Source organism: Paraconexibacter sp. (assembly GCF_059438195.1).
Genome location: NZ_JBLKKY010000086.1, coordinates 1 through 14,568, shown reverse-complemented (window position 1 = coordinate 14,568; position 14,568 = coordinate 1). Strand labels below are relative to the sequence as shown.

Genomic DNA, 14,568 nt, shown 5'->3' with positions numbered 1-14,568 from the left:
GACCGCGCTGCACAACAGCAAGGTCATTCGCACGGTAGGGTCGGTGCGCACCGGGGGCGTTCCCGACGCACTGCTCGCTCAGTCGCAGGGCGTCGCCACGATTTACGATCCCGCCTCGATCGAGAGCGATCCGCAATTCGGCGTGGAAGCCGCCCTGGCCGCCTTCGATGCGCAGTTCACCAGCAGCCTCTTCTGGAACACGACCGATCGGCCCCAAAACCGGTTGCCCGTCATGGTCCCCGGCACGCCCGGCGTCCGCGGGCTGGCCTCCGCCGACGGCGGCCTGCGCCTCGTCGTCGCGGAGCCCGAGCTGCGCGCCGGCCGGAAGGAGACGCTCGCGTTCCGCCTCGTCACCGACGACGGCCGCACCGTCCGCGACTTCGACGTCGAACACACGAAGCGGATGCACGTCATCGTCGTGCGCCGCGACCTCGAGGGCTTCCAGCACCTCCATCCGACGCAGGACGCGGACGGAGCGTGGCGCACCCCGGTCCGGATCGGGGAGCCCGGGTCCTACCGCGTCTTCGCGGACTTCACGCGCGACGGGACCGCGTCGACGCTCGCCGCCGACCTCCGGGTCGACGGCGAGGCCGACCTCCGACCGCTGCCGGAGCCGCGCGCGCGGACGATCTCCGACGGCGGCGACGACGTCCGCCTCGACGCGGGGCCCTCGGCCCCCGGCGCGCAGTCGCGCCTGCGCTTCACCGTCGGCCGCGACGGCCGCCCCGCCGAGCTCGAGGAGCACCTCGGCGCGGGCGGGCACCTCGTCGCTCTGCGCGAGGGCGACCTCGCGTTCCTCCACGTCCACCCCGAGACGCACGGCGGCGACGAGCACGGCGGCGACCCGCACGGCGGCGAGGTCGCGTTCGAGACGACGTTCCCGACGCCCGGCCGCTACCGGCTCTTCCTTCAGTATGCACACGAGGGCCGCGTCCACACCGCCGCGTTCACCCGGGAGGTGACCGACCGATGACGACGACGAGCGATCACGTCGAGCTGCCGATCACCGGCATGACCTGCGCGTCCTGCGCGAACCGCATCGAGCGCAAGCTCAACAAGCTCGAGGGGGTCGAGGCGACGGTCAACTACGCGACGGAGCGCGCCGCGGTCACCTTCGACCCCGGCGTCGTCGCCCCCGACGACCTCCTCGCCGCCGTCGAGGCGGCGGGGTACCAGGCGACGCTGCCGGTCACCGAGCGCGCCGAGGTCAGCGGCACCGAGCCGGAGGAGGAGCCCGACGAGACCGCGCCGCTGCGTCGCCGCCTCGTCGCCAGCGCGCTCCTCGCGCTGCCGGTGCTCGTCCTCGCCATGGTGCCGCCCCTGCAGTTCGACAACTGGCAGTGGCTCTCCCTCCAGCTCGCGACCCCCGTCGTGCTCTGGGGCGCCTGGCCGTTCCACCGGGCGGCCTGGGCGAACCTCAAGCACGCGACCGCGACGATGGACACCCTCATCTCCGTCGGCGTCCTCTCGGCGTGGCTCTGGTCGCTGTACGCGCTCTTCCTCGGCGACGCCGGCACGCCCGACATGCGGATGAGCTTCGATCTCGTCCCCGAGCGGGGCGCCGGCGCCCACGAGATCTACCTCGAGGTCGCCGCGGTCGTCACCGTCTTCATCCTCGGTGGCCGGTACTTCGAGGCGCGCGCCAAGCGGCGCGCGGGCGCGGCGCTCAAGGCCCTCCTCGAGCTCGGCGCGAAGGACGTCGCCGTCCTCGGCGAGGACGGGAACGAGCGGCGGATCCCCGTCGAGGACCTCGCGGTCGGCATGCGCTTCGTCGTGCGGCCGGGCGAGAAGGTCGCGACCGACGGCGTCGTCGAGGACGGCGCCTCGGCGGTCGACCAGTCCCTCCTCACCGGCGAGTCGGTGCCCGTCGAGAAGCGGCCCGGCGACGACGTCGTCGGCGCCTCCGTCAACGTCGGCGGCCGCCTCGTCGTCCGCGCGACGAAGGTCGGCGCCGACACCGCGCTCGCGCAGATCGCGCGGCTCGTCACCGACGCCCAGTCGGGCAAGGCCCCCGTCCAGCGTCTCGCCGACCGCGTCTCGGGCGTCTTCGTGCCCGTCGTCATCGGCATCGCGGTCGCGACGCTCGGGTTCTGGCTCGGGAGCGGCGAGAACGTCGAGTTCGCGTTCACCGCCGCGGTCGCGGTGCTCATCATCGCCTGCCCGTGCGCGCTCGGGCTCGCGACGCCGACCGCCCTCCTCGTCGGGACGGGGCGCGGGGCGCAGCTCGGCCTGCTCATCAAGGGCCCGGAGATCCTGGAGTCCACGCGCCGGGTCGACACGATCGTCCTCGACAAGACCGGGACGGTGACGACCGGCAAGATGACCCTCCTGTCGGTCCACGTCGCCGACGGCGTGGGCGAGGCCGAGGCGCTGCGGCTCGTCGGCGCGCTCGAGGCGGCCTCGGAGCACCCGATCGCGCAGGCGATCGCGACGGCCGCCGGCGAGGCGGGAGCGCTCCCGCCCGTCGAGTCCTTCGCGAACCGCGAGGGCCTCGGCGTCGAGGGCGTCGTCGACGGGCACGCGGTCGTCGCGGGGCGTCCCGCCCTCCTCGAGGACTGGGCGATGCACCTGCCGCCGGCGCTCGTGGCGGCGAAGCAGGAGGCCGAGGCCGCCGGGCGCACCGCGATCGCGGCGGGCTGGGACGGCCGCGCGGCCGCCGTGCTCGTCGTCGCCGACAAGGCGAAGCCGACGTCGGCCGAGGCGATCGCGTCGCTGAAGGAGCTCGGGCTGCGGCCCGTGCTCCTCACCGGCGACAACGAGGCGACCGCCCGGGCGGTCGCGGCCGAGGTCGGCATCGACGAGGTCATCGCCGAGGTCCTCCCCGCCGACAAGGCCGACGTCGTCAAGCGCCTGCAGGCAGAGGGCCGGGTCGTCGCGATGGCCGGCGACGGGGTCAACGACGCGCCCGCGCTCGCGCAGGCCGACCTCGGCCTCAGCATCGGGACCGGCACCGACGCGGCGATCGAGGCGAGCGACCTCACGCTCGTCAGCGGCGACCTCCGCGCGGCGGCCGACGCGATCCGCCTCTCGCGGCGGACGCTGCGGACGATCAAGCAGAACCTCGGGTGGGCGTTCGGCTACAACGTCGCCGCGCTCCCGCTCGCCGCGGCCGGGCTGCTCAACCCGCTCATCGCCGGCGCGGCGATGGCGTTCTCGAGCGTCTCGGTCGTCCTCAACGCGCTGCGCCTGCGGACGTTCCGCGCGCAGCGCCGCTGAGACCGGCGCGCCCGCGCCTCCGTCGGCCGTTCCTCAGCCCCGCGCGAGGACGCCGGCGGGGGCGAGGCGCGAGGCGCGCCAGGTCGGGTAGAGGCCGCCGACGACTCCCGTCGCGACGCCGACGAGCATGCCGATCCCGAGGTCGCCCGCGGTGAGGACAGGCTCGACGATGTCGAGCCTGGAGAGGAGCCGCGGGAGCGCCTCGCCCGCGGCGACCCCGACGAGGAGGCCGAGGAGCGCCCCGACGACGCTCACCGCGATCGCCTCGCCCATGACGATCGCGCCGATCTGACGCGGGCTCCAGCCGACGGCCGCGAGGAGCGCGACCTCGCGCTCCCGCTCGATGACCGCCATGAGCATCGTATTCGCGACCGCGAGCCCGCCGACGAGGAGCGCGAGCGCGACGAGCAGCGGCACCGCCTCGGAGATGAGGGCGCTGTTGGCGCCGATCCGCGCCGCCTCCTCCGGGCTCGCGATGAAGAGGAGCGACGGGAACGCCTCGGAGAGCGCCTCGACGGCGTCGTCGGCGGGGATGTCGGGCTCGAGCGCGACGGCGACGGTCGTCACCTCGTCGGCGCGGCGGCCCGCGAGGTCCTGAACGGTCGCGAGTGGGAGGACGGCGCCCGAGTCCTCGAAGAAGATGCCGGAGTGGTAGACGCCCGCGATCGTGAAGTCGCGGCCGCCGACCTCGAGCCGGTTCCCGGGCTCGAGGACGAGCGACTCGGCGAGCCGGTCGCCGACGATGACCTCGTCCGGGCCCCGGATCGGGCGCCCCGCCGTGAACACGAGGCGGTCCGCGAGGAAGCTGTCCTGGTCGGCGCCGAAGACGACGGCGCTCGTCTCCGTGCGGATCCCCTCGACGAGGACCTGGACGGCCGTCGCGTCGGCGATCTCGGGGCGCTCCTTCAGGCGCTCGAGGAACTCGAGCGGCAGCACGGACGTCGTCACGTCGGCGGCGCCGCGCTGGAAGACGCCGAGGTCCGCGCGCCCGAGGTTGACGAGCTCTCCGGCCCTGCGCTCGAGTCCCGCCGTGAGCGAGAGCAGGGCGATGATCGTCGCGACCCCGACCGCGATGCCCGACGCGGTGAGGACCGTCCGCGCGCGGCGCCGGACGACGTTCGCGACGACGAAGGCGATCACGACGGCCCCTCCTCGATGACGACGCCGTCGACGACCTCCACGCGACGGTCGGCCCGCGCGGCGACGGCGGGATCGTGGCTCACGACGAGGAGCGTCATGCCGTCGCGGCGGCGCAGCTCGTCGAGGAGGTCGATGAGCGCCACGGTCGCGGCGGCGTCGAGCGATCCCGTCGGCTCGTCGGCGAGCAGCAGCCGCGGGCGGTTGGCGAGCGCGCGGGCGACCGCGACCTTCTGCCGCTCGCCCCCCGAGAGCTGCGACGGCCGGTGGTCGAGGCGGTGGGCCAGCCCGACGTCGGCGAGGAGGCCCGCCGCGCGGCGGCGGCGCTCGGCACGCGGCACGCCGTCGGCGAGGAGACCCACCTCGACGTTGCCCTCGGCGGTGAGCATCGGGAGGAGGTGGTGCAGCTGGAAGACGAAGCCGACGACGTGCCGGCGGAAGTCGACGGCGTGACGGCCCGTGGGGACGGGCTCGCCGTCGACCTCGACCGTGCCGCGGTCGGCGCGGTCGAGGCTGCCGATGACCTGCAGCAGCGTGCTCTTGCCGGAGCCCGACGGGCCCGTCACCGCGACGAACTCGCCGGCGGCGACGTCGAGGCTCGCCCCGGCGAGCGCCGTGACGTCGCCGTCGTAGGTGCGCCACGCGTCGGCGACGTGGATGGTCGCGCCGCGGCCGCCGGGGCTCGGCGCGGGCCCGCCGCGCGCGGAGTCCGCGAGCAGCGCAGGTCCACGAGAGCGGGCGGGCATGCCTCCACCATCGCGCCCCGCCCCCGCGCGCCCATCCGTAGGAGGCCACAGGTCGTTCGCGGGCAACGCACGCATGACGCGCGGGCGCTCCGCGCCTACGGTCGACGAGACCCCTCGACGGAGGCCCACCATGTCCGCATCACGTTCCCTCACCGCCCACGAGACGACGAAGGCGATCAGCCACTTCCTCAGCGAGCACGGCGTCGACCACGACGTCGTCGAGCACCCCGCCGCGTACACGGCGGCCTCCGAGGCGCGCGCCGCCGGCGTGCTGCCCCAGGACGCCGCGAAGACCGTCGTGCTCAACGACGGCGGCGCCTACATGCTCGCGATCGTGCCCGCCTCCGAGCGGCTCGATCTCCACAAGGTCCGCGAGCTCCTCGGCGCGACGCGCAGCCTGCGCCTCGCCACGGAGGACGAGATCGCGCAGCACTACTCGCAGTTCGAGGTCGGCGCGGTGCCGCCGGTCGGACCGGTCATCTTCACCGGCGAGGTCGTCGACCGGCGGATCGCCGAGATGGACCGCGTGCTGTGCTCGGGCGGCGACCACCGCCACTCGATCTCGCTCGACCCGCGGGCGATCGTCGAGCTCTCCGACGCGAAGGTCGCCGACATCTGCGAGGACTGAGTCCTCGCCGGACGGCGCCGGGCGAGCGGAGCATCGCCGGCGCCGTCTACGGTCCCGAGGACGATGTCGTCCGATGCTCCTCCGGCGCGCCCGGCGCCCGCGCGTGGCCGCCCCGAGGACGGCCGGGCGCACGGCCTCTCCGAGCGGGAGGCCGCGCGGCGCCTCGCCGAGCGGCCGCGTCGCCGCCGGCCGCCGACGAGCCGCTCCTACTCGAGCATCGTCCGGGCGAACGTCTTCACGGTCTTCAACGCGATCCTCGCGGTGTTCGGGACGATCACGCTCGTCTTCGGCGACTGGCGCGACGCGCTGTTCCTCGGGGTCCTCGTCGCGAACACGACGATCGGGATCGGCCAGGAGGTGCGTGCGAAGCGCACGCTCGACCGCCTCGCGGCGCTCGTCGCGCCGCACGCGACCGTCGTCCGGGACGGCGAGGCGCGCCGCGTCGGCGTCGAGGAGCTCGTCGTCGGCGACCTCGTGGAGGCCGTGTCGGGCGACCAGGTCGTCGCGGACGGGACGCTCGTGCGCGCCGACGGCCTGCGGCTGGACGAGGCGATCCTCACCGGGGAGTCGGATCCGGTCGGCCGCGAGGCGGACGAGCCCGTCCGCTCCGGGTCGTTCGTCGTCGAGGGCGCGGCCGCCTACCTCGTCGAGGCGGTGGGCGAGGAGTCCTACGCCGAGCGGCTCGCCGGCGAGGCGCGGCGCTTCCGCCATCCGCGCTCGCCGCTCGAGCGCGCGTTCAACCGCCTCCTCCTCGTCCTCGTCGCGGTGATGGTGCCCCTCGCCGCGGTCCTCGGGGTGTCCCTGTGGAGCCGCGACCCGTCGGTCGACGAGGCCGTGACGACCGCGACCGCCGGGGCGGTGAGCCTCGTCCCGGAGGGCCTCATCCTCCTCATGTCGCTCACGTTCGCGGTCGCGGCCGTCCGTCTCGCCCGGCGCGGCGCCTACGCGCAGCAGCTCAATGCGGTCGAGTCGCTCGCCGCCGTGGACGTCGTGTGCATCGACAAGACGGGCACGCTCACCGACGGGACGCTGCGCGTCGTCGAGGTCGTGCCCGCCGAGGGCGTCGGCGAGGACGAGGCGCGCGCGGTCCTCGCGCGCCTCGCGGCGAGCACGCCGGGACGCAACGCGACGCTCGCCGCGATCGCCGACGCGCTCCCCGGCGACGCCGAGGAGCCCGGGTCCGTCGTCGCATTCTCGTCCCGTCGCAAGTGGAGCGCGATCGCGCTCGGCGACGCCGCGCTCGTCGTCGGCGCCCCGGAGCGGCTGCCGCTCGGGTCGCTCGCCGACCGCGCGGCGGCGGAGGCCTCCGCGGGGCGCCGGGTCCTCGCGTTCGGCCGGGCGGAGCGCCTGCCGGAGGCCGTCGACGGCCCGCCGTCGGGCGTCGAGCCCACGGGGCTCGTCGTCCTCTCCGAGCGGCTGCGCGAGGAGACGCGGGAGACCGTCGCCTTCCTCCGCGCCGAGGGGGTCGAGATCAAGGTGCTCTCCGGCGACGATCCCGCGACGGTCGGCGCGATCGCCGCGGACGCCGGGATCGAGGTGCACGAGCCGGTGAACGGCGGCGACCTCCCGATCGACGACGACGCGGCGCTCGACGCCGTCGCGCGACGCACGACGCTCGTCGGCCGGATCACGCCCGAGGGCAAGCGCGCGTTCGTCGCGACCCTGACGGCGCAGGGGCGCTACGTCGCGATGATCGGCGACGGGGTCAACGACGTCCCGGCCCTCAAGCAGGCGCGTCTCGCGATCGCCCAGGGCTCCGGGTCCCAGATGGCGAAGTCGGTCGCCGACGTCGTCCTCGTGAGCGGGGACTTCGCCGCGCTCCCGCGCATGGTCGACGAGGGCCGCAACATCCTGCGCAACCTCCAGCGCGTCGCGAAGCTCTACGTGAGCAAGTCGGTGTTCGCCGCCCTCCTCATCCTCACGGTGGGGACGACGGCGCCCGACTACCCGCTCCTCCCCCGTCACCTCAGCCTCGTGAGCACGCTCACGATCGGCGTGCCGACCTTCTTCCTCGCCCTCGCGCACAGCGCCGGACCGTGGCGCTCGCGCGACTTCCTGCGCGAGGTCGCGAGGTTCGCCGTGCCCGCCGGTGCGGCCGCGTGCGCGGGCCTCGCGACGAGCTACCTCGTCGCGCGCCACGTGCTCGACATGGATCTCGTCGAGGCGCGGACGGTCGCGACGACGGTCCTCGCGAGCGTCGGCCTCGCGTTCGTCGTCGCGCTCGAGCGCTCGAGCGCGAGGCCGGCGCCGTGGCTGTGGCCGCTCGTCGGCGCGCTCGCCGTCGCCTACGTGCTCGCGCTCGCGCTGCCGTTCACCCGCGAGTTCTTCGCGCTCGCGGCGCCGGACCTCGAGATCGTCGCGGTCTCCGCGGCCGGCGTCGCGCTCGCGCTCGGGGCGCTGCGGCTCGCGGGGTTCCCGCCGCGGCCCGAGGTCGGCGGGGCTGCGGCGCGCGCGTGAGGCCACGTCCACCCCATCCCTCCTGACGAAACTCACGCTGAGGGTGGGTTTCGTCAGGCGCGGGGGGACTCGGCGGGCGAGGGTGGCCACGGCGGGAGCGCATGCGCGAACTCGGGACCGTCGGTGACGCACGTGTGGAACTCGCCGCGCTCGCCGCAGGGGTCCGCGTCCTCGGGAAGCGCCGCGAGGAACGCCTCGTCGAAGCGTCGGCCGACGACGTCCTCGCCGAGCACGGCGGGGTCGACGGCGCACACGGTCGCGACGAGGCCACCGGCGACCATCTCCCGCGCGAGCGCCGCGGGGTCCCGTCCCCAGAGCGGGAAGCGGGCGGCGCGCCCCGCGTCGCGCATGCGGTCCTCGCGGTAGGCGCGGACGTCGGCGAGGTGGAGGTCCCCGAAGGCGACCTCTCGCACGTCGGCGAGCGGGCCGTCGAACGCCGCCTCCCAGAGACGCGCGTACTCGTCGTTCGGGCAGGCGGGCGGGATCGCGACCTCGACGAGCGGCAGGCCGACCGCGGCGGCCTGGGCGCGGAGGACCTCGGCGGGGATCTCGTGGTGGGTGACGGCGCGCGACGACGCGTCCACCGTGGTGATGAGGAGGTCGGGCCGCTCGCCGGACCGCGCGAGGACGTGGAGGGCGTGGGCGGAGTCCTTGCCTCCGCTCCAGGAGAGAGCGAGCACGGCGGGAACTCCAGCACGTCGCGCGCGGGGTCGCACATCGGTCTCCCCCGACCGGTTGCGGGTTGCGGCGGCACCTGGTGTGGAGGAGGATGTCCGACATGCGGTGCATCGGCGTCACCCGGCGCCTCACGCTCGCCGCGACCGGGCTCGCGGCGGCGATCCTCCTCGCCGCGGCCCCGTCCGCCGAGGCGACGCTCTCGGTGAGCGTCGAGACGGGCGCTGGCGGGGAGAAGGTCGTGCGCATCGAGGCGGTCGAGCCCTCCGGCGTCGCGGCGAGTGCCCTCAGCCTCGACGCCGGCACGACCGCGGGCGGCACGCATCAGATCGCGGTCCTCGACACCGGCGACACGCCCAACGCGACCTCGGCCGAGTGCACGACGTTCCCGGGCGACACCGTCGTCTGCAGCTTCACGGGCGCCGAGCCCATGATCGAGGTCGATCTTGGCGGCGGCAACGACCAAGCGGCGTCGACCGCGGAGTTCAGGACGACGTGGCTGAGCAGCCCGGGGAACGACACGCTCAGTGGCGGCCCGGGCCAGGACGTCTTCCTCACGGGCTCCGCCGCGGACGGCAAGGACGCGTTCTCCGGGGGCGCGAACCCGGTGGGCGCCCTCGACCGCATTGACTACTCCACGCGCGACGGCGGTCTCACGATCGACCAGGTGAACGCGGGCGGCGACGGCGAGGCGGGTGAGGACGATCAGGTCGGCAGCGGCATCGAGCACATCATCGGCGGCCCGCGCGCCGACGGCATCACCGGCGGTTCCGGGCCGAACATCATCGAGGGCGGCGGCGGTCACGACATCATCGACGGGGGTGATGGGCCCGACGAGATGCACGGCGGCGCGGGCACGGACACGGTGACCTACGCCGCGCGCGGCAGCACGGGCGTCACGGTCGCCCCGGGCGGGACGGGCGACGACGGGAGCACCACGGACGGCGCGGTCGGAGCCCGCGACACCATCGGCCCCGACGTCGAGCGCATCGTCGGGACGAACGGACCGGACGTCCTCACCGCCGGCGAGGCGATGACGACGCTCGAGGGCGGTCCCGGCGGCGACACCCTCACCGGCTCGGCGTCCGCCGAGTCCCTCCTCGGCGGCGACGACGACGACGTCATCCTCGGGCTCGGCGGCCACGACCAGCTCGAAGGCGGAGCCGGGAACGACGACCTCGACGGCGGCGCGGGGAACGACAACGTCTTCGGCGGCGACGACGCCGACGTCGTCGTCGGCGGCCCGGGCTTCGACCGCCTGCAGGGCGACGCGGGCGACGACGGCCTCTTCGCGCGTGACGGCGAGGTCGAGGAGCGCGTCGACTGCGGGCCCGGCGTCGACAGCGCGCAGACCGACGCGGGCGACCCGGCGGTCATCGCGTGCGAGACCGAGGACCGCGCACCCGCTCCCGCACCCCCGCCTGCACCGGCTCCTGCGCCCGCTCCGGCCCCGGCGCCCACGACGACGACCCCGCTCGCACCGCTCTCCCCCCTGGGCACGACCGCCGCGACCACCCCGCGGTTCCCCGCGAAGATCCGCGTCCTGCGCGCCGGCATCGAGAACGGCAAGCTCGACATGCGCGTCCAGATCACCGCCCGCGCCACCGGCCAGCTGAAGCTCCTCTACCACTCCAACGGCAAGAAGACCCCCTTCACCGTCGACATCCCCACCGACAAGACACCCACCGGCGGCGGCATCGCCTGGAGCTTCACCAAGACCCTCCCCAAGAGCCAACGCAACACCACCACCGGCATCGTCACCCTCACCTACGCCGGCAACCCCCTCGTCCGCCCCGACGACGTCCGCCTCCGCGCCGCCAACGGCAAAGCCCTCCTCGAACGCGACCAGACCCGCATCGACAGCCAAGGCCGCCTCCGCGTCACCGGCAAAGTCAGCCGCCGCGCCCACGGCGTCGTGCGCATCCGCCTCGGCTACACCCAACCCGACGGCACCACCGACTTCCTGCGCTACCGCGCCCGCATCCAACGCGACGACGACGGCAAAGCCACCTGGACCCTCAACGAGAAGCTCCCCACCCACGCCGCCACCACCGGCGGACAGCTCTCCATCCAATTCACCGGCTACCTCCCCCACCGCATCCGCGGAGAACAGACCGCCAAAGCCGTCACCGGAACCCGCTGAGAACGACGGTCGCTATCCCACCGGCGCGCAGATGGCCGTGACGACGACCTCTCGGGCGGCGCCCGTCTCGTTCCTCGCCGCGCCGACCCAGCCCCGGGCGGCGCCGTGCTGGCCGTCGGCGAGAGTGAGCGGACGGACCCCCTCGACGAGGGGAGCGGACTGGGTCACGTACATGTCGAAGACGTTGAAGTTGTCGACCCCTCCCCCGATCGCCTCATAGCCGGCGGGACAGGCGACGGCGACCTGGGCGAACGAGCCCGCGCTCACGGAGCCCGTCTTCGTCACCGTGATCGTGCGCCGCAGGTAGCGGTCGTCGGCCTCGGACTTCGTGTAGAAGCTCGACGTGTCGACGACCCCCGGGTCTCCCTTGGGTCCCTGCGGGCCTGGAGGGCCCTGGGGACCGGTGGCGCCTCGCAGCTGGTCGGCGTCGAGGCCGTCGACCTTGTCGGCGTTGAGGTTCGTGACGCGTCCCGCTCCGTTGGTGACGAACGGCGGGTCCGCCGCCGAGCCCGCCTCGATGAACCCGGCCGGCCCCGTCTTCGACGAGAGCTCGAACGCGAAGCCGTCGGCGAGGTTCCGCGCGCGCAGGCACGGGGCCGAGCCGCCGGCTGTCCCGCCCGCGGCGCCGCGGCACCCGTAGATCGCGGCGCCGCCCGCACCGGCCCCCGTCGCGACGTTCGACTGCCGCGTGACGAAGCCGCCTTTGCTCCCGCTCGACGCCTCGATGTCGCCGATGATCTCCGTCTCCGAGCGCGTCGTGCCGTTGCGCTCCCCTTCGCGGAGCACCTCGCCGGTCGCGGCGATCCCCGCCGGGGCGCCGAGCAGCGCGATCCCCGCGCCGAGCAGCACGCCCCGGGCGCTCGGTCTCAACCGCCGCAGGCCGCGGCGCTCGAGCCGCCCGCGCACGGCCTCCAGCTCGGCCTCCGTCACCTCGAGCCGACGGCGCAGCTCGGCGAGCTCTTCATGGGACATCGATGCACCTCCTCGATGGAAATCCGATCAAGCGTCGCACATGACGCGCGGACGCGGCGAGGTTCGCGCGCCCCTCGCTCAGCCCGCCGGGACATCGACCTCGCGGCCGCCGTCGGCGAGGTAGGCGTCGAGATTCTCCGGGGCGTAGCCGGCGAGCTCGCGGCGCCGGCGCACCGCGCTCGACGCCGCACCGGCCCCGTCGACGGCGAGAGCGCGGCGGTGCTCCGGGAGGAGGCGGTAGAAGCCCTTGCGCGACTCGTGGATCGTCCCGAGGGCGTCGGGGGCGACCTCGGCGCCGGAGTGGCGGGCGCGCGAGTCGGGATCGCTCGCGGGCCGCCGGAAGCGGTCCGGCTCGAAGGCGAGCCCGCACTCCCGGGCCCGCTCGACCATCCACAGGAGCGCGATCTCGGAGAGAGCGGGATCCGCGTACCCGCCGCCGACGTCGCAGTGCACGCCGCTGAACCAGACCTGCTCGAGGCGCTGATCGGGGGGCGCGTGCGCCTGGCGCTCCCACAGCGTCGGCGCGAAGGGCCCCCGGCGCTCGTCGATGGCGAGGGCGTGGAACGCGTTGCGGACCCGGCTGCTGAGGCGCGTGTCGTGGAAGCTCCACAGCCGCGTGATGAACGGCAGCCGCACGCCGTCGATCGGGATGCCGAGGGACCCGACCGTGTCCCACACGCCGACGAAGTCGAGGTCGGCCTCCGGGTGCGAGTACATCCGCCGGAAGATCGCCGACGCCATCCCGGACGGCTCGCTGTCCTCGTCCCGGCGGCGGTAGAGCCGATAGGCATCGCCGATGCGGTCCGCGTGCCGGCGCTCGACGATCCCCGCGTTGCGGACGAGCCCCGCGAGGCTGCGCGCCGTGAAGGCGCCGCGGCTGAAGCCGAAGAGGTAGAGCGCGTCGCCGGGCTCGTAGTGCTCGACGAGGAAGCGGTAGCAGTCGCGCACGTTGCGCGAGAGGCCCAGCCCGAACGCCCCGCCGCGGATGCGCTCGAGGCGCCGCGTCCCGACGCCCGGCTGGTAGTGCACCTCCTGCACCGTCCCGTCGGCGTCCTGCCGCGCGACCGCGAGGGCGACCTTGAGGACGTTCGTCGGCGCCGCGACCCCCTCGCTGATCTGATCGGGCCGGTTCCACGTGCCGTCGCAGCAGACGACGAGGCGCTTGGGCGGACGCGCCGGCGCCGGCTCTAGAACGGGCATGTCCGGTACCCGTAGTCCTCGGCGGACGAGCGGTGCAGGCCGATCTCGCGGCCGAGCTCGGTGCCCATCCCCGCCACCCGCGCGAGAAGGCCCGCCTCGACCTTCTCGACGTACTCCCGCATGAGCGCGATCTCGTCGCGATAGTGGTCGCGGAAGCCCTCGACGAACCCCTCGTCGCCACGGGGGACGGGAAGCTCGGTGAGGTCGTCGAGCGTCGACTCGAAGCGCGGCAGCAGCTCGTCGAAGGCCGCGGCGAGCTCCTCGGCCCCCTCGAACTCGCCCTCCGCGGGGAACTCCCGCTCGACGGCCTCGGCGAGCGGCGCGCAGATCTCGTCGGCGGCGGCGATGTACCGCTCCCGCTCCGCGGGCGGCGCGGTCGCGGTCGGCGGGTTCCCGGCATCGGTCGGCGGGTCGTCGTCCGACCCGCACCCCGCGGCCCCGAGGAGCACGCCGACCACGACGACGGCGGCGAGCGCTCTCATGGCTCAGCCCGCGCCGCCGAGCTGCCGGCGCACCTCGTCCGCGAGCGCCTCGGCATCGGGATGGCCGACGATCGCCTCGCGGCCGCCGGAGAGGACGAGCCGGACGGCCGGCTCCCCGCGGCGGACCGACACGAGCCTGCGGGCGTCGCGCCCGCGCCAGGTCCCGATCTTCCGCACGCCGGGGATCGCGAGCCCGGGTGCGCGCAGGCCACGCGTCGCCCGCAGGCCGTCGCTCTCGACGCGAACCTCTTCGATGTCGGCGAGCGGGATGCTCATGCCGCCGCGCAGCGCGGCGATCTTCTCGCCGGTGGTGAGCTCGACGTGCAGGTCCGGCGGCGCGATGCGGATGGTCGCCATCCGGCAGACCGTACCGCCGCCGGGCTCAGCCGTCCGAGGCGAGCACCGCAGCGGGCGTCCGATCGCTCGCGCGGACGCGGACCCGCCGCGGATCCTTCCCGCTGAGCGGGAAAGATCCGCGGCGCGTGCCCGGCGACCGTCCTGCTGCGGCCGCTCGGCCTCGACACGCTCTCTGTCGCCGTGTGGGAGGCGACGCGCGAGTCGCTGTACGAGACCGCCGCCTTCCCCGCGCTCTGCATCGTCGGCGTCGGCCTCGTGCCGGTCGTCCTCCTCGTGCGGGCCACCGACCGGCGGGCCGGCTGAGCGCGCATCGCGCCGTCCTCGGCCCCTGCGCTCAGCCGGGTGGCTCGACGATCACCGTGAGCCGCCGGTCGCGGTCGTGGACCCCGGCGAGGGCGGGCTCGACGCCGCCCGCCCGTGCGTCGTCGAACGTCGATCGCAACGCCATCGCCGCGGTCATGTCGAAGCGTCCGACGGCGTCGAGGTGGACGACGAGCCGCTCGATCTCCGCGTGCTCGGCGAGCTCGGCGAGGATGCGCTCCTGCAGCGCCTGGG

14 protein-coding genes are annotated in these 14,568 nt (G+C 74.8%); 6 read left to right on the top strand and 8 right to left on the bottom strand.

Annotation, left to right across the window (positions count from 1 at the left end; translation table 11 throughout):
• Positions 1 to 142 precede the first annotated feature (142 nt).
• Entirely contained in the window at positions 143 to 973 is an 831-nt protein-coding gene (locus ACME2J_RS20125; RefSeq protein WP_495546734.1) for a DUF8832 domain-containing protein, read from the top strand.
• A complete protein-coding gene (locus tag ACME2J_RS20120) occupies positions 970 to 3,216 on the top strand; it encodes a heavy metal translocating P-type ATPase (RefSeq protein WP_495546733.1) in 2,247 nt (748 codons plus the stop codon). The genes ACME2J_RS20125 and ACME2J_RS20120 overlap by 4 nt, the downstream gene beginning before the upstream one ends.
• 33 nt (positions 3,217 to 3,249) lie before the next feature.
• Here the strand turns inward: ACME2J_RS20120 and ACME2J_RS20115 are convergent, their stop codons facing one another.
• Positions 3,250 to 4,356: an ABC transporter permease gene (locus ACME2J_RS20115; RefSeq protein ID WP_495546732.1), complete on the bottom strand. Its 1,107-nt coding sequence runs from the start codon at positions 4,354 to 4,356 to the stop codon at positions 3,250 to 3,252.
• A complete protein-coding gene (locus tag ACME2J_RS20110; RefSeq protein WP_495546731.1) occupies positions 4,353 to 5,099 on the bottom strand; it encodes an ABC transporter ATP-binding protein in 747 nt (248 codons plus the stop codon). The genes ACME2J_RS20115 and ACME2J_RS20110 overlap by 4 nt, the downstream gene beginning before the upstream one ends.
• Positions 5,100 to 5,229: 130 nt before the next feature.
• Here ACME2J_RS20110 and ACME2J_RS20105 point away from each other — a divergent pair, with 130 nt between their 5' ends.
• Together ACME2J_RS20105 and ACME2J_RS20100 are read left to right on the top strand one after the other, a co-directional pair.
• On the top strand, positions 5,230 to 5,727 hold the full coding sequence (locus ACME2J_RS20105; protein ID WP_495546730.1) for an aminoacyl-tRNA deacylase: 498 nt from the start codon (positions 5,230 to 5,232) through the stop codon (positions 5,725 to 5,727).
• 63 nt (positions 5,728 to 5,790) lie between these two features.
• Positions 5,791 to 8,184, top strand: a complete 2,394-nt coding sequence (locus tag ACME2J_RS20100; RefSeq protein WP_495546729.1) for an HAD-IC family P-type ATPase — start codon at positions 5,791 to 5,793, stop codon at positions 8,182 to 8,184.
• A 53-nt stretch (positions 8,185 to 8,237) separates the two neighbouring features.
• On the opposite strand, the gene ACME2J_RS20095 is transcribed toward ACME2J_RS20100, so the two are convergent.
• Positions 8,238 to 8,864 (bottom strand): Dph6-related ATP pyrophosphatase, encoded by a 627-nt coding sequence (locus tag ACME2J_RS20095; protein ID WP_495546728.1) that lies wholly within the window; start codon positions 8,862 to 8,864, stop codon positions 8,238 to 8,240.
• 98 nt (positions 8,865 to 8,962) lie between these two features.
• Between ACME2J_RS20095 and ACME2J_RS20090 the strand changes: the two genes are divergently transcribed.
• Positions 8,963 to 11,002: a calcium-binding protein gene (locus ACME2J_RS20090; RefSeq protein ID WP_495546727.1), complete on the top strand. Its 2,040-nt coding sequence runs from the start codon at positions 8,963 to 8,965 to the stop codon at positions 11,000 to 11,002.
• 12 nt (positions 11,003 to 11,014) lie between these two features.
• Here the strand turns inward: ACME2J_RS20090 and ACME2J_RS20085 are convergent, their stop codons facing one another.
• The 4 genes from ACME2J_RS20085 to ACME2J_RS20070 form a co-directional block, all read right to left on the bottom strand.
• Positions 11,015 to 11,974 (bottom strand): hypothetical protein, encoded by a 960-nt coding sequence (locus ACME2J_RS20085; protein ID WP_495546726.1) that lies wholly within the window; start codon positions 11,972 to 11,974, stop codon positions 11,015 to 11,017.
• Between the two features lie 78 nt (positions 11,975 to 12,052).
• Positions 12,053 to 13,174: a T6SS phospholipase effector Tle1-like catalytic domain-containing protein gene (locus tag ACME2J_RS20080; RefSeq protein ID WP_495546725.1), complete on the bottom strand. Its 1,122-nt coding sequence runs from the start codon at positions 13,172 to 13,174 to the stop codon at positions 12,053 to 12,055.
• Positions 13,162 to 13,656, bottom strand: coding sequence for a hypothetical protein (locus ACME2J_RS20075; protein ID WP_495546724.1), 495 nt, complete (start codon positions 13,654 to 13,656; stop codon positions 13,162 to 13,164). The genes ACME2J_RS20080 and ACME2J_RS20075 overlap by 13 nt, the downstream gene beginning before the upstream one ends.
• Positions 13,657 to 13,659: 3 nt before the next feature.
• Complete coding sequence (locus tag ACME2J_RS20070) at positions 13,660 to 14,013, bottom strand: hypothetical protein (RefSeq protein WP_495546723.1); 354 nt, start codon at positions 14,011 to 14,013, stop codon at positions 13,660 to 13,662.
• Between the two features lie 180 nt (positions 14,014 to 14,193).
• On the opposite strand from ACME2J_RS20070, the gene ACME2J_RS20065 reads away from it, so the two are divergent.
• On the top strand, positions 14,194 to 14,316 hold the full coding sequence (locus ACME2J_RS20065; protein ID WP_495546722.1) for a hypothetical protein: 123 nt from the start codon (positions 14,194 to 14,196) through the stop codon (positions 14,314 to 14,316).
• A gap of 31 nt (positions 14,317 to 14,347) precedes the next feature.
• Here ACME2J_RS20065 and ACME2J_RS20060 read toward each other — a convergent pair.
• Positions 14,348 to 14,568 (bottom strand): STAS domain-containing protein (locus tag ACME2J_RS20060; RefSeq protein WP_495546721.1); only part of this gene is annotated, 221 nt, incomplete at its 5' end.

What these genes read in the sequence shown, in the direction of transcription:
- ACME2J_RS20105 (WP_495546730.1), top strand. Translation starts at nt 5,230, where the DNA reads ATGTCCGCATCACGTTCCCTCACCGCCCACGAGACGACGAAGGCGATC.
- ACME2J_RS20100 (WP_495546729.1), top strand. Translation starts at nt 5,791, where the DNA reads ATGTCGTCCGATGCTCCTCCGGCGCGCCCGGCGCCCGCGCGTGGCCGC.
- ACME2J_RS20080 (WP_495546725.1), bottom strand. Translation starts at nt 13,174, where the DNA reads ATGCCCGTTCTAGAGCCGGCGCCGGCGCGTCCGCCCAAGCGCCTCGTC.
- ACME2J_RS20075 (WP_495546724.1), bottom strand. Translation starts at nt 13,656, where the DNA reads ATGAGAGCGCTCGCCGCCGTCGTCGTGGTCGGCGTGCTCCTCGGGGCC.
- ACME2J_RS20090 (WP_495546727.1), top strand. Translation starts at nt 8,963, where the DNA reads ATGCGGTGCATCGGCGTCACCCGGCGCCTCACGCTCGCCGCGACCGGG.
- ACME2J_RS20120 (WP_495546733.1), top strand. Translation starts at nt 970, where the DNA reads ATGACGACGACGAGCGATCACGTCGAGCTGCCGATCACCGGCATGACC.
- ACME2J_RS20110 (WP_495546731.1), bottom strand. Translation starts at nt 5,099, where the DNA reads ATGCCCGCCCGCTCTCGTGGACCTGCGCTGCTCGCGGACTCCGCGCGC.
- ACME2J_RS20070 (WP_495546723.1), bottom strand. Translation starts at nt 14,013, where the DNA reads ATGGCGACCATCCGCATCGCGCCGCCGGACCTGCACGTCGAGCTCACC.
- ACME2J_RS20085 (WP_495546726.1), bottom strand. Translation starts at nt 11,974, where the DNA reads ATGTCCCATGAAGAGCTCGCCGAGCTGCGCCGTCGGCTCGAGGTGACG.